This is a genomic window from Cognatundibacterium rugosum (genome assembly GCF_014284365.1).
Taxonomy (GTDB): domain Bacteria; phylum Pseudomonadota; class Gammaproteobacteria; order Burkholderiales; family Burkholderiaceae_D; genus Undibacterium; species Undibacterium rugosum.
The window spans coordinates 87,724-107,699 of record NZ_JACOGG010000011.1 but is presented as its reverse complement, the minus strand read 5'-3'; the positions used below and the strand labels follow the sequence as shown (position 1 = coordinate 107,699).

At 51.9% G+C, this 19,976-nt stretch carries 20 protein-coding genes; 16 read left to right on the top strand and 4 right to left on the bottom strand.

Annotation, left to right across the window (positions count from 1 at the left end):
- Positions 1–68 precede the first annotated feature (68 nt).
- The gene (locus H8K47_RS11675) at positions 69–887 is read left to right on the top strand and encodes a proteasome-type protease (RefSeq protein WP_186881587.1); all 819 of its coding nucleotides are present in this window, start codon (positions 69–71) and stop codon (positions 885–887) included.
- Positions 888–910: 23 nt separating this feature from the next.
- Here the strand turns inward: H8K47_RS11675 and H8K47_RS11670 are convergent, their stop codons facing one another.
- The 4 genes from H8K47_RS11670 to purM all read right to left on the bottom strand — a co-directional run bounded on the left by H8K47_RS11670 (position 911) and on the right by purM (position 4,630).
- Positions 911–1,465 carry a DNA-3-methyladenine glycosylase I gene (locus H8K47_RS11670; RefSeq protein WP_186881586.1) on the bottom strand — a complete coding sequence of 185 codons (555 nt, stop codon included), beginning with the start codon at positions 1,463–1,465 and terminating at the stop codon, positions 911–913.
- Between the two features lie 11 nt (positions 1,466–1,476).
- Positions 1,477–1,878, bottom strand: a complete 402-nt coding sequence (locus H8K47_RS11665) for a hypothetical protein (RefSeq protein WP_186881585.1) — start codon at positions 1,876–1,878, stop codon at positions 1,477–1,479.
- A complete protein-coding gene (locus H8K47_RS11660; protein WP_186881584.1) occupies positions 1,878–3,305 on the bottom strand; it encodes a S41 family peptidase in 1,428 nt (475 codons plus the stop codon). The genes H8K47_RS11665 and H8K47_RS11660 overlap by 1 nt, the downstream gene beginning before the upstream one ends.
- A gap of 281 nt (positions 3,306–3,586) precedes the next feature.
- On the bottom strand, positions 3,587–4,630 hold the full coding sequence (gene purM / locus H8K47_RS11655; protein ID WP_186881583.1) for a phosphoribosylformylglycinamidine cyclo-ligase: 1,044 nt from the start codon (positions 4,628–4,630) through the stop codon (positions 3,587–3,589).
- Between the two features lie 154 nt (positions 4,631–4,784).
- Here purM and H8K47_RS11650 point away from each other — a divergent pair, with 154 nt between their 5' ends.
- The 15 genes from H8K47_RS11650 to kdpE all read left to right on the top strand — a co-directional run bounded on the left by H8K47_RS11650 (position 4,785) and on the right by kdpE (position 19,975).
- The gene (locus H8K47_RS11650; RefSeq protein WP_186881582.1) at positions 4,785–5,870 is read left to right on the top strand and encodes an AI-2E family transporter; all 1,086 of its coding nucleotides are present in this window, start codon (positions 4,785–4,787) and stop codon (positions 5,868–5,870) included.
- The gene (gene hda / locus H8K47_RS11645; RefSeq protein ID WP_186881581.1) at positions 5,867–6,541 is read left to right on the top strand and encodes a DnaA regulatory inactivator Hda; all 675 of its coding nucleotides are present in this window, start codon (positions 5,867–5,869) and stop codon (positions 6,539–6,541) included. Before H8K47_RS11650 ends, hda begins: the two co-directional genes overlap by 4 nt.
- An 8-nt stretch (positions 6,542–6,549) precedes the next feature.
- Positions 6,550–7,233, top strand: coding sequence for a histidinol-phosphatase (locus tag H8K47_RS11640; RefSeq protein ID WP_186881580.1), 684 nt, complete (start codon positions 6,550–6,552; stop codon positions 7,231–7,233).
- Positions 7,230–8,591, top strand: coding sequence for a polynucleotide adenylyltransferase PcnB (gene pcnB, locus H8K47_RS11635; RefSeq protein ID WP_186881579.1), 1,362 nt, complete (start codon positions 7,230–7,232; stop codon positions 8,589–8,591). Before H8K47_RS11640 ends, pcnB begins: the two co-directional genes overlap by 4 nt.
- Positions 8,591–9,082 (top strand): 2-amino-4-hydroxy-6-hydroxymethyldihydropteridine diphosphokinase, encoded by a 492-nt coding sequence (gene folK, locus H8K47_RS11630; RefSeq protein WP_186881578.1) that lies wholly within the window; start codon positions 8,591–8,593, stop codon positions 9,080–9,082. Before pcnB ends, folK begins: the two co-directional genes overlap by 1 nt.
- A gap of 75 nt (positions 9,083–9,157) precedes the next feature.
- Positions 9,158–9,505 (top strand): DMT family protein, encoded by a 348-nt coding sequence (locus tag H8K47_RS11625; RefSeq protein ID WP_186881577.1) that lies wholly within the window; start codon positions 9,158–9,160, stop codon positions 9,503–9,505.
- A gap of 161 nt (positions 9,506–9,666) precedes the next feature.
- A complete protein-coding gene (gene panB / locus H8K47_RS11620) occupies positions 9,667–10,479 on the top strand; it encodes a 3-methyl-2-oxobutanoate hydroxymethyltransferase (protein WP_186881576.1) in 813 nt (270 codons plus the stop codon).
- A 249-nt stretch (positions 10,480–10,728) separates the two neighbouring features.
- Complete coding sequence (locus tag H8K47_RS11615) at positions 10,729–11,505, top strand: TorF family putative porin (RefSeq protein WP_186881575.1); 777 nt, start codon at positions 10,729–10,731, stop codon at positions 11,503–11,505.
- Between the two features lie 238 nt (positions 11,506–11,743).
- Complete coding sequence (locus H8K47_RS18185; RefSeq protein WP_222612783.1) at positions 11,744–11,836, top strand: potassium ABC transporter ATPase; 93 nt, start codon at positions 11,744–11,746, stop codon at positions 11,834–11,836.
- Positions 11,833–11,922: a K(+)-transporting ATPase subunit F gene (kdpF, locus tag H8K47_RS11610; protein ID WP_186881574.1), complete on the top strand. Its 90-nt coding sequence runs from the start codon at positions 11,833–11,835 to the stop codon at positions 11,920–11,922. The genes H8K47_RS18185 and kdpF overlap by 4 nt, the downstream gene beginning before the upstream one ends.
- 1 nt (position 11,923) lies before the next feature.
- The gene (gene kdpA / locus H8K47_RS11605; RefSeq protein ID WP_186881573.1) at positions 11,924–13,741 is read left to right on the top strand and encodes a potassium-transporting ATPase subunit KdpA; all 1,818 of its coding nucleotides are present in this window, start codon (positions 11,924–11,926) and stop codon (positions 13,739–13,741) included.
- Between the two features lie 134 nt (positions 13,742–13,875).
- Positions 13,876–15,957 carry a potassium-transporting ATPase subunit KdpB gene (gene kdpB, locus H8K47_RS11600; protein WP_186881572.1) on the top strand — a complete coding sequence of 694 codons (2,082 nt, stop codon included), beginning with the start codon at positions 13,876–13,878 and terminating at the stop codon, positions 15,955–15,957.
- Between the two features lie 14 nt (positions 15,958–15,971).
- Entirely contained in the window at positions 15,972–16,544 is a 573-nt protein-coding gene (gene kdpC, locus H8K47_RS11595) for a potassium-transporting ATPase subunit KdpC (RefSeq protein WP_186881571.1), read from the top strand.
- 12 nt (positions 16,545–16,556) lie between these two features.
- Positions 16,557–19,283 (top strand): DUF4118 domain-containing protein, encoded by a 2,727-nt coding sequence (locus H8K47_RS11590; RefSeq protein WP_408057895.1) that lies wholly within the window; start codon positions 16,557–16,559, stop codon positions 19,281–19,283.
- A complete protein-coding gene (gene kdpE / locus H8K47_RS11585) occupies positions 19,280–19,975 on the top strand; it encodes a two-component system response regulator KdpE (protein ID WP_186881570.1) in 696 nt (231 codons plus the stop codon). Before H8K47_RS11590 ends, kdpE begins: the two co-directional genes overlap by 4 nt.
- Position 19,976: the final 1 nt, after the last annotated feature.

The window sequence follows — 19,976 nt, the reverse complement described above, 5'->3', positions numbered from 1 at the left end:
TTAAATATTGTCTGCCACCAGACTGGCTTGAGTTAAAATCGGTTTCTTTTCAGATTAGCTCCGTAACTATGACTTACTGTGTAGGCATGCGCCTCAATGCCGGGCTGGTTTTCTTGTCCGATTCCAGAACCAATGCGGGTGTCGATCATATCGGCACCTTTCGCAAAATGTCAGTTTTTGAAACACCAGGTGAACGCATGATGGTGTTGATGACAGCCGGGAATCTGTCCATTTCACAATCGGTACGTGAACTGTTGTCTGAGTACGAAGATGCCAGTGGGCATACCATCTGGAATGCACCGAATATGTATGAAGCGGCCAGAATCCTGGGCGAAACCGTCAAACGCGTGCATGAACGTGATGCCCAATCTCTGTCTGGATTTGGTATCGATTTCAATGTCAGTATGATTTTCGGCGGTCAGATTCAGGGAGAGCGTTGCCGTCTGTTTCAAATCTACGCGGCGGGTAATTTCATTGAGGCGCACGATGAGAATACTTATTTCCAGATCGGTGAAGCCAAATATGGCAAGCCGATTATTGATCGCGTGGTCAATCCGGAAACCAGCCTTGATGATGCTGCAAAATGTGCCTTAATTTCTATGGATTCGACCTTGCGCTCGAATATTTCTGTTGGCCTGCCGCTGGATTTACTGGTCTATGAAACCGGCAGTCTGCAAGTCACGCGTTTTACCACCATCGACGAAAAAAATACGTATTTTCAAATGATACGGGATCGCTGGGGTCAGCAATTAAAGCATGTGTTTGAAGGTATAGAAGCCCCTGCCTGGGATCCCGGGAGTGAAGCCGGCGCCCATCCCATTCTGAATAGCGATAAACCTGGCTGCAAGCCAGTCATGGTAAAGCGTAAGCCGGACCCGGACGCATAGTGGCGGTTACGGCCAGGCTTGCTTCAGCACTCAGCGCGGTGACGCCAGTCACAGTCAGCGGCATGATCCTGCACCATGCCGATAGCCTGCATATAGGCATAAATAATGGTGGAACCAACAAATTTAAAGCCGCGCTTTTTGAGATCTTTCGAAATCTGATCTGACAAAGGCGTGGTGATGATACGTTCCCCAGTATTAACGATAGGTTCACCTCCTACGTATGCCCATAGATAGGCATCGAGGCCGCCTGTCTCTTCACATAAGCGCAGATAGGCCTGCGCATTCGAAATCACAGCAGCAACTTTGAGTTTATTACGGATGATACCAGGATCAGCCAGCAAAGACGCGATCTTTTGTGCGTCATAGGCCGCAATTTTTTTTGCATCCCAATGATCAAAAGCGAGGCGATAGGTTTCGCGTTTATTGAGTACCGTTTCCCAGCTCAAGCCCGCTTGTGCGCCCTCCAGATTGAGCATTTCAAACAAGCGTAGCTCATCATGACAAGGTACCCCCCATTCGTGATCGTGGTAAGCCAGATACAGGGCATTGGCAGAATTGGCCCAGGCACAGCGTTTCATCGTTCATTCCCTCACTCAGATTTTGCCGGACTGATGGTGGAAGCTGACGTCAGCGACCGGCAGGAAAGACCTTGTAATAATCGTTGTTGGCCAGAATTCAGATGCAGCAGCCAGCATTGTCCACTGCCCTGCAGCAAACGAAAGCGCTGCGGCAAGTCCAGATCTCGCCCCTGTATCAGGTCGCCATTGGGACGAAACTGATGACGTCTCTCTACCACTAGCTCACTGCTGCGCGTCAGATCATCGTCAGCCAGCAGGACATTGAGGAAACCGCTCAATTCCCCGATAACACGGCGTAATTCCTGTGCAGATGCAGCCCCTGACTGTGTCAGTACTGCCGGCTGCAAGCCCGTCACACCTGTCATTTGACAGGCGGACAAGCTAAGCAGGAAACTCAGTTTCCAAAATTTCATTATGAACGTGGCATCGGTGTGACGATACGCATTTCCTGGCTGGCAGGACGTATCAACTCATACGGTTGATCCAACACTGGCATCGAACGCACACCATTCTGTGTTGTGGCAAGCACAGGGCAGGAGCCATTCTGACGATAGCTGAGTGCGGTTTGCAACATTCCTTCGGCGACATCACCGCGCAGCTTGGTGAAGTCATCCGATGCTTTACAGGTCGGCGCAAAACCATCCGCATAATCGCCAAAGCCCTTATTATTCACGCCTTTGAACTGAATAGCAAAATAGGTGTAGCCACAGTTAGACTGAGGCACAAAACCATATGGCTTACCGCGAGTAACATCACCGATCAGATCCACTGTCACATCCGCACCGCGCAGGCCATTGATAATCGACTCACTGGCAGAAGCCGTTCCATGAGTGACCAGCAGCGACACATGTTTCAGACCCAGCGTCGGCAAAGCTGCATTGTTTGTCGTGGTATCGTAGAAAGGATATTTCTGGTTTTTTGCAGTCAGCTTGTCGTTATAGCTTAACAATTCAAATATCTTGCCACCGGTCTGAGCCGGACCCGCAATCATGTAGGACAATTGACTTGCGATATACAGCAAACCACCGCCGTTATAGCGCAGATCGATGACCAGATCCTGCACACCTGCGCTTTTCAAGGTATTGATAGCGGCGATCAATTCATTTTCAGACTTTGCAATATGCGTATCAAAAATGAAGTAACCTACATTGCCTTTAGCTGTCGGGATAATTTTGACATTTTTGACGGTAGCAATCGTGTAGTTTGCTGGCAGCAGGCTAATTTCAGCATTTCCATTAAAACCGAGTTTATGTGCGAGCAATTTGCTAGGGAACAAACCCTCATTCAGCGTAGCGATTCCAGCTGTCGTATTGTCACTGACAAAGTTAACACCGTCGACCGAAGCAAGCTTATCTCCGCGTTTTACGCCAGCGAGTGCAGCAGGTGAACCATCCGCCACTTCTGCAACTACCCAATTACGCGGTGGCGCATTGCTTTTGGATGCCCATTGGATACCATAGTCCTGCGAGATACCGGAGGAAGAAGCATCATAGGACTCCGTCGTTTGGGACCAGTGGAATTGATCTACCGCAGCACCGGAAGCTGTTTTTGCTGTCGTTTTCAGCACATCAAAATACAGCTGAGGATTGGCATAGCTGGCTGGATTCAGATTCGTTGGTACATCCTGATACCAGAGATAAGTCTCATCAACGAAGGAACGTAAAAATGCTTTTTCATTGTCCATCGTCCCCTGACGGTCAGCACTGCCCGCGCGCGGGTTCGCACACAAATTTGCCAGCGATGCTGAAGGTGGTAAACCGCCAGCGTCAGTACTACCGCCACCGCCGCCGCATGCCGTCAGCAATGCCAGTAATCCCAGAGTTACGCCATATTGCTTCATAAAACACCATTTTCAATTTCGTTAATCGAATACCAATACCGCCAGCAAATTCTACGACCAAGAATAATATTTGTAAAAAAAGTTTTCTCAACTGTATGAAATTAACAATACTAAATAAAAAACTTATTTACAGTAGCCTGGTTTCCGTTTATAAAAATTCAAAAATTAAAAACATGGATACCTCAATATTGAGATAATCCACAAATCCGCCGATTCACCGTTCCTAGCAAAAAAAAAGCCCTCGTCCAAAGACAAGGGCTTTTTACTTCATAGCGCAGCAATCAGACGACGACAGTCGGATGCTCATTTCCATCACGTGCGCGGATTTCACCGATACGGAATACAGTTTCACCAGCTGCACTTAAGTGCGCCAACGCCGCCTGTGCATTTTCCTGAGAGACGATAACGACCATGCCAATACCACAGTTGAATACGCGGTGCATTTCAGCATCTGCTACGCCGCCGTGCTGTTGCAGCCATGTGAACAACGGGGGCAGTGGCCATGCATCTTTATGCAATACAGCAGTCAGTTTATCACCCAATACACGTGGCACATTTTCGACCAGTCCACCACCAGTAATGTGCGCCATACCCTTGACTTCCATCGCTTCCATCAGCGCCAGCAAAGGTTTGACATAAATACGGGTTGGCGCCATCAGCGCATCACCTAAAGTACGGCCATCGAAATCCGCGTTCAGATCAGGATTCGCTACTTCAATGATTTTACGCACCAGCGAGAATCCATTGGAGTGAATGCCTGAAGAGGCCAGACCCAGAATCACATCGCCCGGCTGAATTTTGCTACCGTCGATAATTTTGGATTTTTCAACTGCGCCAACCGCAAAACCAGCCAGATCATATTCACCATCCGGATACATGGAAGGCATTTCTGCGGTTTCACCACCGATCAGCGCGCAGCCAGCCTGCTCACAACCGAAAGCCACGCCCTTGATGACGTCTGTCGCCGCAGCCACATCCAGTTTGCCGCAAGCGAAGTAGTCCAGGAAAAATAAAGGTTCAGCACCCTGAACCAGAATATCGTTCACACTCATTGCGACCAGATCGATACCGACCGTGTCGTGTTTATTCAGATGAAACGCCAGTTTCAGCTTGGTACCGACGCCATCCGTACCCGAAACCAATACCGGTTCCTTGTACTTTTTACTGACTTCGAACATTGCACCAAAGCCACCGATGCCAGCCATGACGCCTTCGCGCATGGTACGTTTTGCAAATGGTTTGATCGCGTCGACCAGTGCATCACCGGCAACCATATCGACACCGGCGTCGGCGTAAGAGAGAGAAACAGGGGTAGAAGTGCTCATGATATTCGTCAGTAGGGGCTTGAGGCGGTAAAATAGAGAAATTGCCAGAAATCAGCGGCAAAAACGCTATTTTAACAAAACGACTGCACCTTGACCTGATTTTCGGTCAAAGCATAATAAAAGCTTAACTAATCCTGGGGTTCCCATCCTGAATATGCTGATACCTTTATCCACAGAGCAGAAACAGTCACTACTTTGGCTCGGCGTCGCGCTGGCGCTGGTGGTCTTGCTGGCTTTACTGGGTCCGGTGCTGATGCCATTTGTGGTCTCCGGGATACTGGCCTATGTACTGAATCCCTGGGTTGATAAATTAAGTGCCTGCCGGATCAGGAAGTGGTCACTGCCACGTCCTATGGCGGCCAGCATCACGATACTGCTGCTGATCGCAGCGGTGCTGGCCATGGCGCTGGTGATCGTGCCTATCCTGCAAAAAGAAATTCCACAGTTACAGGCGCAGATCCCACGCTTTTTCGATAAATTCGACCAAACTTTATCGCCTTTACTGGCAGCGCATGGTTTTACTATCCGCCTCGATAGTGCAGGTATTAAAGGCTTGTTGACTGAGCAACTGGCTGGCAGTGGCGATGTGATCGGTAAAGCCGTGCTGTCTTCCATTAAAGTTGGCGGTACTGCCGTGCTGGGTATGCTGGCTAACTTACTGCTGATACCCATCGTTCTGTTTTATCTGCTGCTGGACTGGCATGCCTTACTAGAGCGCCTGTCGCACTTTATTCCGCGCCGCTGGGTCAGCGCGACGACTTCAGGCTTGCTGGAGGTGGACGATCTGCTGGCCCAATATCTGCGCGGACAAATATTGGTCATGCTGGTACTGGCCGCCTATTATTCGATTGCTTTGTCGATAGCCCGTTTTGATCTGGCGATACCAGTCGGTATCATTACCGGCTTCCTGGTATTCATCCCCTATATCGGCTATGGCCTCGGACTGGCGCTGGCGCTGATCGGCGCTGTCTTGCAATTTAATGGGCTACAAGGCCTGGTCGCGGTCGCCATCATTTATGGATTTGGTCAATTGCTGGAATCATTTATTCTGACTCCGCGCCTGGTCGGTGAGCGTATCGGTCTGCATCCTCTGACTGTGATCTTCGCGCTGATGGCATTTGGTCAACTCTTCGGATTTATCGGTATTCTGGTTGCGCTGCCTGCATCAGCGATCATCTCGGTCGCAGTACGCCACTTGCGCAGCGCTTACCTGAACAGTACTTTTTATCGTCAGTCATGAAGCAATTACTTCTCGATCTGGATGCGCAAAAACTGCCATCCCTGGCCACCTTTGTAGTGGGCCAGAATGCAGAGCTGGCGCAATTGCTGGGGCTATTCTCGCAGCGCATTCCGAGTCAATATGGCGAGCGCTCAGTCTACATCTGGGGTGAGCCGGGCGCGGGGAAAACCCATTTACTGCATGCGCTGGCCGACCATCCGGATTCCCGTTACATACCAGCCAATGCGCCCGAGAGCGCGTTTGATTTCAGTGAAGCAGTCAGCCTGTATCTGCTGGATGACTGCGAACATCTGTCACCGCTAAATCAGATTGCAGCTTTCAATCTGTTTAACGAAGCGCGTGCACGCGGTGGCTTTCTGGTCGCAGCAGGCAATCATCCGCCTATGATACTGAGTATGCGTGATGACTTACGTACCCGCTTTGGCTGGGGCCTGATTTATCAGTTGCATGGTCTGACCGACGAAGACAAAATCGATGCGCTGGAACGCGCTGCACATGCGCGTGGCATACAGATCTCTGCTGGCGTGATACCCTACCTGATTACGCACTATCAGCGTGACATGAGTTCCCTGACAGCCATGCTGGATCAGCTGGATCATTATTCGCTGGTCACCAAGCGCCCGATTACCCTGCCCTTATTGCGCGAACTGATGCTGCAACAACAGCCCTGAACATGACCATGAAACCCGCTGACATCGCTCTGTTTGATCTCGACCACACGCTGATTCCTATTGACTCTGATTACGAGTGGGGACAGTTTCTGTGCCGCATCGGTGCTGTCGATGCGCAAGAATTTGCGCGCCGCAATGCCGACTTTTTCGCCCAATATCAGGCTGGTACGCTGGATGCTGTCGAATACCTGGAATTCGCCCTGGGTACGCTGGCACGCTTTCCCAGATCGCAGTTGGATGCACTGCATGCGCAATTTATGCAGGAAGTGATACAGCCTGCGCTGTTACCAGTGGCCTACGATTTACTGAAAAAGCATCAGGATCAGGGTGATCTGATTGCGATTATTACAGCCACCAACCGCTTTGTGACAGCACCAATCGCGCGTGCGCTGGGAGTAGCACATTTGCTCGCAGCGGAACCCGAAACTGATACCAACAATAACATCACAGGAAAGCTGATCGGTGTCCCGAGCTCAGGGGCAGGAAAAGTGATCCATTTACAGAATTGGCTGGCACTACAAGAAAAACAACTCAGTGATTTTGGCAGCAGCTATTTTTACAGCGACTCCCATAACGATATTCCCTTACTCGAGGCAGTTACCCACCCGGTCGCAACCAACCCCAACGATAAGCTGCGGGAACATGCACTGGCGAAAGCCTGGCCTCTACTCCAGCTGTTTGAGAAACAATGATCAAGAAATTTATACGAAAAATCCTCGGCGTTAAAAAATCCGGCCATCTGGCCAGCGACCATGCCACGCCCGTGATACTGAGCGCCAAAGACCATGGCATCAATCCGCAACTGGTTTCCGCCAATGCGATCCGGGTGACGCAAACGCTGCAGGACAATGGCTTTAAGGCCTTCATCGTCGGTGGTGCAGTACGTGACTTGCTGACCGGCGTGAAACCGAAAGACTTCGATATTGCGACCAATGCGACCCCGGAACAGGTCAAACGTCTGTTTAGGCGCGCCTTCATCATCGGCCGCCGTTTCCAGATCGTGCACGTCATGTTTGGCCAGGATCTGCTGGAAGTCACCACCTTCCGTGGCCCCTCTGATAAAGCCGCACTGACCGACGAACATGGACGCGTGTTGCGCGACAATACCTTCGGCCAGCAGCATGAGGATGCGGCACGGCGCGACTTCAGTATCAATGCCATGTATTACGATCCGGCTTCGCAGACCGTACTCGACTACCATGGCGGCATCAAGGATATCCGTAAAAAAACCCTGCGCATTATCGGTGTACCGGAAGAACGTTACCGTGAAGATCCGGTTCGCATGCTGCGTGTAGTCCGCTTTGCCGCCAAGCTGCAATTCCAGATCGATGATACAACCCGTGCCCCGATCGCGGTGATGGCACCACTGATCAATAATGTGCCAGCTGCACGCGTGTTCGATGAAATGCTCAAATTACTGACCAGCGGTCATGCCATGGCCTGTTTGCAGCAATTACGCAAGGAAGGCTTGCATCATGGTCTGATGCCTTTGCTGGACGTCGTGCTGGAACAGCCTATGGGCGAAAAATTCGTGACGCTGGCACTGGCCAATACCGATGCACGCGTACAGCAAGGCAAGCCGGTCTCACCGAGTTTCCTGTTTGCTTCACTGCTATGGCATCAGGTACTGGAGAAATGGGAAGCCTATAAAGCAGCCGGTGAATTCCCGATTCCTGCATTGCATCTGGCAGCCGATGATGTGCTGAACCGTCAGACCGATGCACTCGCGATTCAGCGCAAAGTGGCGGCCGATATGCGTGATATCTGGGCCATGCAACCGCGTTTCGAAAAACGCATCGGCAAAACCCCATACAAAATGCTGGAACATCAGCGTCTGCGTGCGGGCTATGACTTTCTGCTGCTGCGCTGCGCTTCGGGTGAGCTGGATGAAGAAACCGGCACCTGGTGGACCGAGTTCATCGAAGGCGACGCTGAAACGCGTGAACGCCTGATCAACACCAAGCCTCGTACTGCGCTTGCAGCCGGCGGTGCTAAAAAACGTAAGCCACGCCGTCGCGGCCCGAAGAAAACCGCAGCAGCGCAAGAATAATGGAACTGACTTACATTGCGCTGGGCGCTAACCTTGGACAGGCAGCAGACACCGTGCTGGCTGCCGCCGAACGTTTAGCGCAGCTGCCACAAACGCGCTTACTGCAAGTCTCGTCGCTGTACAGCAGCGCACCGGTTGACTCCAGCGGTGATGATTATGTAAATGCCGTGGCGGCGCTGCATACGGGCTTGTCGGCACAGGAATTATTAAGTGCGATTCAGGCCATAGAGACGGATTTTGGGCGCGAACGTCCGTATCGCAATGCGCCGCGCACACTGGATCTGGATATTCTGTTGTATGGTGAGCTGATACTGGATAGTACGCATTTACAGTTACCCCATCCGCGTATGACGGAACGTGCATTTGTATTGTTGCCGTTGTGTGAAATCGCGCCTGACATACAGATACCAGGGCGTGGACTGGCGACGGATTATTTGCCTGCGGTGGCGCAACAAACTATCTTCCGGCTGCCTGCAGCCAGCACCCGGTGATAGATATACGCACAGTGTAGATAGTGCACACCGCATCGGACATAAAACAAGGAACCGTTTTTTATTGATACTCCTATGCAGCTTCCAATTATTTTACAAACATCCGGCCTGTTAATCCTGTCCAATGCGTTTATGACACTGGCCTGGTACGGGCATTTGAAAAATCTGTCTGCAAAACCCTGGTGGATCGCGGCTTTATTCAGCTGGGCCATCGCCTTGTTCGAGTATCTGCTCCAGGTGCCTGCCAACCGTATCGGTTACACTGCCTATAGTCTGGCACAATTGAAAATCCTGCAGGAAGCACTGACTCTGATCGTGTTTGTACCCTTCTCTATGCTGTATATGGGACAAGCATTCAAAATGGATTATGTATGGGCTGGTCTGTGCCTGATCGGTGCCGTCTATTTTATGTTCAGAAGCTGATGATATCCGTCGTCCCGGCGGACTGACAACATGTATTAATCCAGGGCCGACACAACCGCGTTACCGTCAACAGGCAGTCAATCTATGACTGAGCAACGCCTGTTAAAACCGTTCGCGGTAAGGCTGTCGCGTCAGTCCTGCAATTATCCTTTGGAGGAAAAATGGCTGAATATCTGCAAGACCGCAAAGCGGTCAGTATCCCTGGTCTGATGACCATGCGTGAGCAGGGAGAAAAAATCACTATGCTGACCTGCTATGACGCCAGCTTCGCAGCGCTGATGGATCGCTGCGGTGTCGAGATCTTGCTCATCGGTGATTCACTCGGCATGGTGAGTCAGGGGCATGACTCCACGCTGCCAGTGACGGTCGATGACATGGTGTACCACACCGCCTCTGTCGCACGAGGCAATCAAAAGGCGCTGGTGGTGGCCGACCTGCCGTTCGGCGCCTATGCCACACCGGAATCTGCTTTCGACAATGCTGCCCGTCTGATACGTGCCGGTGCGCAAATGGTGAAACTCGAAGGTGGTACCTGGTTACTGCCGACCATACGCTTCCTGACGGAACGTTCTATTCCAGTCTGTGCCCACCTGGGCCTGACACCACAATCGGTACATCAGTTGGGTGGGTATAAAGTGCAGGGTAAAACCAGTGCCGCTGCAGAATTACTCAAGACCGAAGCCTTAGCCGTACAGGAAGCCGGCGCCAGCCTGCTGGTGCTGGAGGCCATTCCGGCCACATTGGGCAAAGAAGTCACTGACTCGCTGCATATTCCCACCATAGGTATCGGTGCGGGTGTGGATTGCTCTGGGCAGGTCTTAGTCATGCATGATTTGCTCGGCGTTTTCCCTGGCCGTAAGGCGCGCTTTGTGAAAAATTTCATGGAAGGTCAGACCAGTATTGATGCGGCCGTCAGCGCTTACGTACAGGCCGTCAAAGAGCAAAGTTTCCCCGCACCTGAACACTGCTTCTGAACACTGCTTCTGGCACCACCTTCAGCCTGTGTCCGGATCATTGCTGCTGTTAGCTACAGGGCTGACAGCAGCAGTGTTCAATCTCATTTCAATGTGCGGTAAATCAAAGGACAGTACGCAGCAAATCTGCTGCATTTTTACAGTTTCTTAATACGCGCATACATGGTCTTTGCACTGTTTTTATGTGCGAATGCGTATTCTCTTGTGCGTTCCGTTTGCTATTCCGGCGAACGCCCTCAAGGAATTCACATGAAGAAAAATACCCTGTATGCCGCTTTGCTGCTGAGCAGCGCAGCCCTCAGCACTTCTGCCGCATTGGCGCAGGAAGCCAAACCTGATCTGGATCTGAGTTTCAATGCCAGCCTGATCAGTGATTACCGTTACCGTGGCATTTCACAAACGCGCCTGGACCCTGCATTGCAAGGTGGCGCCGATCTCAGCCATACGCCTACCGGTCTGTATGCAGGTACATGGTTATCGACCATTAAATGGATTAAAGATACGCCCGGTGCAGGCAGTACACCTTTGGAATGGGACGTGTATGCAGGCAAAAAAGGACAACTCAGTCCGGACCTGAGCTACGATGTCGGCGTACTGGGCTATATCTATGCCGGTAACAAACTGGATCAGGTCGGCTTGAAAGATGCGAATACGCTGGAACTTTACGGCCAGCTGAATTATGGTCCGGCCTACCTCAAGTATTCACATGCATTCACCCCCTTATTCGGTATTGTGGATAGCAAAAACAGCGGCTACCTCGACCTCGGTGCAAATATTGTACTGCGTGAAGGCCTGACGCTGAATCTGCATGCTGGCTACCAAAAAGTTCAGGGCATCAACGCCAGTGCTGCAAGTTATAGCGATTACAAAATCGGAGTCAGTCAGGATGTCAATCTGCTGGGTGGCATGACATTTAGCCTGGCCGCGATAGGCACGAATGCCGATAAAAACTTTTATGCCTCGGCAGCGAATGGCAAATTCATGGGTAAAAACAGTCTGGTGGTGAGCGTTAGCAAAACCTTCTGAGCGGTTGAATCGGTCGAAAACACAGGCTGTCAATGCTGCTAAATCGGGTGTCAGGACATCATGTCTGACGCCCGATTTTTATTTTGATCGACGCAAAACCATCTCCGTATGACGCTACCGCAGGCCGCGGCCACGAGCACGCGTTTACACAATTTTTACACCGCTTTGCACAAGCTATACGACATCTTTACCCCGAATTCCCTATCGTAATGACTCAGCCATTCTCGTTGGAGTTTATATGGATTTTTTATATCTCGGCTATCTGCTGCTGTTTGCAGTCGCCAGTTTCGCCCTGATTCAGGGCTGCAGCCGCCTCGGAGGCAAAGCATGAGCCTGTTTCACATCATAGGCGCCATCGTCGCGCTGCTGCTATTGATTTACCTGGTGTATGCCTTGTTGAAACCGGAGGCATTTTAAAATGAATCACTCTGCATCATTTCAAATCGCTTTGTATTTAGGCGTACTCGTCGCCCTGGCTATACCTCTGGGGCTCTACATCACCCGGGTGATGAACGGAGAAAAAAATGCGTTGTCCTGGCTATTACAGCCACTGGAAAAACGCTGCTATCAATTTTTTGGCATTGACGCAAAAGAAGAAATGTCGTGGAAGCACTATGCGATCACTTTGCTTGCATTTAATGTGCTCGGTGTCTTTGTACTGTATGGCTTACAACGTCTGCAATTTGCGCTGCCGCTGAACCCCCAACACCTGCCTGGCATCACAGAAGATTCCTCACTTAATACCGCAGTCAGCTTTGTCACCAATACGAACTGGCAAAGCTATGTACCGGAAACGACGATGAGCTATCTGACCCAGATGCTGGGTTTAAGCGTACAAAACTTCTTGTCCGCAGCAACTGGTCTGGCAGTCGCGATTGCCTTGATACGGGGTTTCGCGCGTCATACGGTGCAAAGCATAGGTAACTTCTGGGTGGACCTGACACGCGGTACTCTTTACGTCTTGCTTCCGCTTGCGTTTCTTTTTGCGACTGGTTTAATGAGCCAGGGTGTGATCCAGAATTTCGATGCCTACAAAACAGCCGATCTGCTTGAAAAACTCGACTATACCGTGCCGAAAGTGGATGCAGCCGGTGCACCAGTGCTGGATGCGGCTGGCAAACCTGTGCTTGAAGCGCAAAGCACCACAACACAGATATTGCCTATGGGGCCGGTAGCATCACAAGAAGCGATCAAAATGCTGGGCACCAATGGTGGTGGCTTCTTCAATGCCAACTCCGCCCATCCTTTTGAAAATCCGACGCCGTTTTCAAACTTTCTGCAAATGCTCGCGATTTTCCTGATTCCTGCTGCGCTGTGTATTACCTTTGGCAAGATGGTCAGCGAGCAGCGCCAGGGTTGGGCGATTTTTGCAGTCATGACGATTTTGTTTGTGGCGTTTGCCGGTGTAGCCATCACCGCCGAACAGCAAGGCAATCCTATGTTCAGCAAACTAGGTATAGATCAGACCGCGAGCGATGGAATGGCACTGTCTCAGGCTGGCGGCAACATGGAAGGCAAGGAAGCACGTTTCGGCATCGCCGCCAGCGGCTTGTTTGCCACCATCACGACAGCAGCTTCCTGTGGCGCAGTCAATAGCATGCACGATTCCTACACACCGCTGGGCGGCATGGTGCCTCTGATTCTGATGCAACTCGGTGAAGTGGTGTTCGGTGGTGTCGGCGCAGGTTTTTACGGCATGCTGATCTTCGCGATTCTGGCGGTTTTTATCGCTGGCCTGATGATAGGACGTACGCCGGAATATCTGGGTAAAAAAATTGAAGCCTACGAAATGAAAATGATTGCAGTCTCCATCCTGATCGGCCCTTTGCTGGTGCTGGCAGGTACCGCGATCTCTGTGCTGGTGGCAGATGGTAAGGCAGGCATTGCCAATCCTGGCGCACATGGCTTTAGTGAAATTTTGTATGCCTTCGTTTCAGCGGCCAATAATAACGGTAGCGCATTTGCGGGACTGTCTGCCAACACGCCCTTCTATAACCTGATGCTGGCGATTGCGATGTGGTTCGGCCGCTTCTGGATCATCATACCTATCCTCGCGATTGCCGGTTCTCTCGCTGCCAAGAAACGCCTGACAGCAACAGCAGGCACCTTGCCTACCCATGGTCCTTTATTCGTCAGTTTGTTGTTGGGCACAGTCATCATTGTTGGTGCCCTGACCTATATCCCGGCACTGGCCTTGGGTCCTATTGTCGAACATCTGATCATGATCGCCCAATAAGAGAACTTCTCAATACTGTCCGTGGCCTCCCCGTGCAAAAGCAACGCATCGCCGCCAGCTTTGTATGGGGACCGTATCGGGATAGTTATTCACTACGTTGAATATGCAGAAATCTCTCATTTAGAAAGAAGAAAATGAGTCATAAAATTGAGCTGTCCTTGCTGAATTCCAGCATTTTAAAACCGGCTATCGCCGATGCGTTCCGCAAACTGCAACCGCAAATCCAGATGAGGAATCCGGTGATGTTTGTAGTGTATGTCGGCAGCCTGCTCACCACAGCGCTGACCGTGCAAGCCTTCCTCAGCCAGGGCGAAGCACCCGCTGGCTTTATACTCGCCATTTGCCTGTGGCTGTGGTTTACCGTCTTATTTGCCAATTTTGCTGAGGCGTTGGCAGAAGGCCGCAGCAAAGCACAGGCAGAGTCGCTGCGCAGCGCAAAACAAGATGTCAGAGCAAAAAAACTGCAGACAGCTAAGCGTGACGCAACGCAAATCTTGGTCAATGGTTCCAGCCTGCGTAAAGGCGACTTCATCCTGGTTGAAGCGAATGATGTGATTCCAGCTGACGGCGAAGTGATCGAAGGCGTAGCGTCGGTCGATGAATCTGCCATTACCGGCGAATCAGCACCTGTAATACGCGAATCCGGTGGCGATTTCAGTGCAGTCACAGGCGGAACCCGCGTATTGTCGGACTGGATCATCGTCAAAGTGACCGTCAATCCGGGTGAAGCTTTTCTCGATCGTATGATCGCAATGGTAGAGGGTGCAAAACGTCAAAAAACACCGAATGAAATCGCATTGACGATATTACTGGTGGCCCTGACTATCGTGTTCCTGCTGGCGACGGTGACCCTGCTGCCTTTCTCGCTGTTCAGCGTTGAAGCATCCGGTGCTGGCATGCCAGTCACCATCACCGTACTGGTCGCTTTGCTGGTGTGTCTGATTCCTACGACGATAGGTGGCTTGTTATCAGCGATCGGTGTGGCTGGCATGAGCCGCATGATGCAGGCAAATGTGATCGCCACCTCGGGGCGTGCGGTAGAAGCGGCTGGCGACGTTGACGTGCTCTTGCTGGATAAAACCGGCACCATCACGCTGGGCAACCGCCAGGCAGCTGCATTTTATCCTGCGTTTGGTGTCTCTGAAGAACAGCTGGCCGATGCTGCGCAATTGTCTTCACTGGCAGATGAAACACCGGAAGGCCGCAGTATCGTGATACTCGCAAAAAACAAATTCCAGCTACGCGAAAGAGACTTGCAGTCGCTGGGCGCTGAGTTCATTCCTTTCACCGCTCAGACCCGTATGAGCGGTGTCGATCTGACGCAAAATGGTAGTGTGCGCAAAATTCGCAAAGGCTCTGTCGACGCGATGCGTAAAGCCTTCACGGAAACCGGCCTGCAATTTCCGCAAGCAGTACTCGACATCGTTGATCAGGTTTCACGTCAAGGCAGTACGCCCTTAGTCGTGACCGACGATCAGCGCGTGATGGGTGTGATAGAACTGAAAGACATCGTCAAAGGCGGTATCAAAGAGCGTTTTGCAGAACTGCGCAAAATGGGGATTAAAACCATCATGATCACTGGCGATAACCGGCTGACCGCAGCCGCCATTGCCGCAGAGGCCGGTGTCGATGATTTCCTGGCTGAAGCAACGCCGGAAGACAAACTGAAACTGATACGCTCGCATCAGGCTGATGGAAAACTGGTCGCGATGACCGGTGATGGCACCAATGATGCACCGGCGCTGGCGCAGGCCGATGTGGCGGTCGCGATGAACAGCGGTACCCAGGCTGCGAAAGAAGCAGGCAATATGGTCGACCTAGACTCCAATCCGACCAAGCTGATCGAGATCGTCGAAATCGGTAAGCAAATGCTGATGACACGCGGGTCACTGACTACCTTCAGTATCGCCAACGATGTAGCGAAGTATTTTGCGATTATCCCGGCAGCATTTGCAACGACCTATCCGCAATTAAATGCACTGAATCTGATGCATCTGAGCAGCCCTGCCAGTTCCATCATGTCGGCAGTGATCTTTAACGCACTGATTATCGTGTTCCTGATCCCACTGGCATTAAAAGGCGTCAAATATCGTCCACTGGGCGCAGATATACTGCTGCGTCGCAATTTACTGATCTACGGTCTGGGCGGTCTCCTGGTTCCGTTTATCGGCATTAAGCTCATCGACATCATCCTGACCGTACTTGGTCTGGTTTAATAAGGAGTCCTGTTATGAAAATCCTGCGTCCCTTAATCGGCTCTTTTATCGTACTGAGCGCCATTACCGGCATCCTTTATCCACTGGCTGTGACCGGTATCGGCAAAATCGCCTATCCGGAACAAGCCAACGGCAGCCTGATACAAAAAGACGACAAGCTGCTCGGTTCGAAACTGATAGGCCAAAGCTTTAGCGATCCCAAGTATTTCTGGAGCCGCCCATCGGCCAGTGGCACGTTTGCCTATAATGGCCTGGCTTCGGGCGGTGCCAATCAGGGACCGACTAACCCAGCTTTAAAAACTGCGTTGGAGGAACGTATCAAGGCTTTGCGCGATGCCGATCCGGGTAATACCAATCCGGTTCCGGTCGATCTGGTCACTGCTTCCGGCAGTGGTCTGGATCCGCATATCAGTCCGGCTGCCGCCGAATATCAGTTAGTTCGGGTAGCACGGATACGCGGGCTCAGCCAGAAACAGCTGCGCGCTTTAGTGGAAAAGCACACAGAGTCTGCACAATTCGGTATTCTGGGCGAGGCACGTGTGAATGTGCTGGAACTGAATCTCGCACTTGATCAAATGAAGAAATAAATATTGAAGTAAATGATGAACGATTACCGCCCCGACCCGGACACCTTGCTGGACAAGATACAGCGTGAAGACGCAAAACAGCAGCGTGGACACTTAAAAATTTTTTTTGGCGCCTGTGCCGGGGTGGGTAAGACCTATGCAATGCTGAATGCAGCGCATCTGCAACAACAAAAAGGGCTTGATGTCGTGATCGGCATCGTAGAAACCCATGGCAGGCAAGATACCATCAAGATGACGCAAGCGCTTGAGGTCCTGCCATCACAACAAATTCTATACAAAGACAGAGTACTGTCAGAATTCGATCTGGATGCCGCGTTACAGCGTCGGCCGGATTTGCTGCTGGTGGATGAACTGGCGCATTCCAATGTCGCAGGCTCACGTCATGCCAAACGCTGGCAGGACGTGGAAGAATTACTCGCAGCTGGCATCGATGTGTACACCACCGTGAATGTGCAGCATCTGGAGACGCTGAATGATGTAGTGGGACAGATCACTGGCATCCGGGTGTGGGAAACTGTGCCAGATAAAATTTTTGATCTGGCCGATGAAATCACGCTGGTCGATTTGCCACCGGACGAATTACTGCGACGTTTAAAAGAAGGTAAAGTCTATCTTGAACAGCAAGCCCAGCGTGCTGCAAAAAATTTTTTCCGTAAAGGGAACCTGATTGCTTTACGCGAGCTGGCACTGCGCCGTACTGCCGATCAGGTCGATGTGCAAATGCGCGATTACCGCGCCGATCAGGCCATCCATCAAGTCTGGCAAGCGAAAGAAAGACTGCTGGTCTGTATCGGGCCAGATGCCAGCGCCAGCAAGCTGGTACGCGGTGCCGCAAGGCTGGCAGCCAGCCTGCGTGCCGACTGGATCGCGGTGTATGTAGAAACGCCAAAACTGGCTAAACGTCAGGCCGGTCAACAGGATGCGCTTCTGAAAGCATTGAAACTGGCACAGGAACTGGGGGCTGAAACCACCACGCTGGCAGGTGACAACCTGGCCATGCTGCTGCTCAGTTACGCACGTAGCCGCAATGTATCCAAACTGGTGATCGGCAAATCCCTACGACCAGCCTGGACCCGCCTGCTGCGTACCAGTCTGGCAGATGAGCTGGCCAGCCGCAGCACCGATATTGATGTGGTGATGGTAGGCCATGACCTTAGTGCGCAAGACAAGACTGCGCAGACTGAGAGCAATCATATCGATCTGGATCAAAACCAGCGCACACCGCTGTCAGCCTATCTGTGGACCATTGCGGTCTGCCTGGTCGCGACCCTGCTGAGTGCAGGGCTGACGCAAGTGTTTGATCTGGCGAACGTGGTGATGCTGTATTTGCTGGGGGTAGTATTCGTTGCGCTACGTTTTGGACGCAGTGCCTCGGTACTCGCCTCTTTGCTCAGCGTCGCCAGTTTTGATTATTTTTTTGTACCGCCACGTTTTTCTTTCAGTGTCAGTGACAGCCAGTATCTGTTCACCTTTGTCATCATGCTGGCCGTATCACTGACCATCAGCAAACTGATGACGAATCTGCGCTTTCAGGCCCAGGTTGCGCTTTACAGGGAACGCCGTGCCGATGCCTTATACACCATGAGCAAAGCCTTGTCCGGTGCCCTGATGGTAGAACAGATTATCGAAATCGGCATCAATCATCTGGCTCCCGTATTTCAGGCCAGAGTCGCGATCCTGCTACCGGACAGCCATGACAAAATCCGCCAGCCGCTGGCGGAAACCGGTCAGCCAGATCCAGTGCAGCAAATGCTGCTCAATACAATCGATACCAGCGTTGCGCAATGGGTCTACGATCATCATCAAAGCGCAGGTCTGGGCACCCAGACCCTACCCTCCAATGCGGTCTTGTATCTGCCATTGCGTGCACCGATGCGCACACGTGGGGTACTGGCAATCGCGCCTAAAGATACGCGACAAATTTTTCAGCCTGAACAGCAGCAGTTGCTCGATACCTTTGCCGCGCAGATTGCGCTGGCGCTGGAGCGTGTGCATTATGTCGAAGTGGCGCAGGATGCTTTAATCAATATGGAAGCGGAACGTATGCGCAACGCTTTGCTGTCGGCAATCTCACATGATTTACGCACCCCGCTGACGGCTATTGTCGGCCTGGCCAGTACCTTGCATGAACAGGCTGATTTAGCGCCACCTAAACGGGCTGAACTGAGTCTGGCTATCCACGATGAAGCGCTGCGCATGAGTGGACTGGTGGTCAATCTGTTGGACATGGCGCGACTGCAATCGGGTAAAGTCACGCTCAACCAGCAATGGCAACCTTTGGAAGAAGTGGTCGGCAGCGCACTGCGCGCCTGCCAGCACAGCTTGCAAGGCCATGTACTCAAAACTGCGATACCGGCGGACTTACCGCTGTTGTACTTTGACGCGGTTTTGATGGAGCGTGTACTGTGCAATCTGTTAGAAAACGCGGCAAAATACGGCCGCTCTCAAATTCAGATCACTGCGCAGGCAGAGGCTGATTTTGTGCACCTGAGTGTGCTGGATGATGGCCCCGGATTGCCGTCCGGCGTCAATATTTTTGAGAAATTTACCCGTGGCGAACTGGAGGCAGCCAGTCCGGGTGTGGGGCTGGGGCTGGCGATTTGTGAGAGCATCGTGCTCGCGCATAGCGGAAAAATCGTAGCGGCCAACCGGCCAGATGGTGGTGCGCAATTCACCGTTTCGCTGCCACTGGGAAACGCACCGCCACTGCCACCGATGATAGAAGATGAACTGGAATGAGTGACGCAAAAATTCATATCGTCCTGATTGAGGATGAAAAACAGATACGGCGCTTTCTCAGCACCGCGCTTGAGGCGGAAGGCATGACAGTGTTTGAGAGTGAAACCGGTAAGCAGGGCCTGATCAGCTGCGCCACCCGTAAACCGGATTTGCTGATCGTCGATCTGGGCCTGCCCGATATGAATGGACTGGATGTGATACGCGATATCCGGAGCTGGAGTGAAGTGCCGGTGATCGTGCTATCGGCCCGTACGCAAGAACACGAAAAAGTGGCTGCGCTGGATGCCGGTGCCGATGATTATCTGAGTAAGCCATTTGGTGCGGCCGAGCTGATTGCACGCATACGTGCGCATTTACGGCGGCGTCAACCCGCTAACGCACAACAGGAAGCCAGATTTGAATTCGGTGATGTCTGTGTCGACTTTGCCTTGCGCACCGTCAGCCGGGCTGGCCTTATAGTGCATCTGAGTCCGATAGAATATCGCCTGTTATCCGTACTGGCCAGGAATGCGGGTAAGGTGCTCACGCATCAGCAATTACTGAAAGAAGTATGGGGCCCCGGCCATGCGGAAAGCAGCCATTATCTGCGTATTTACATGGCTAACTTACGCCAAAAGCTGGAAGCAGAGCCCGCCCAGCCACGCTACTTTCTGACCGAAACCGGGGTCGGTTACCGGCTGGTGACACAATAAA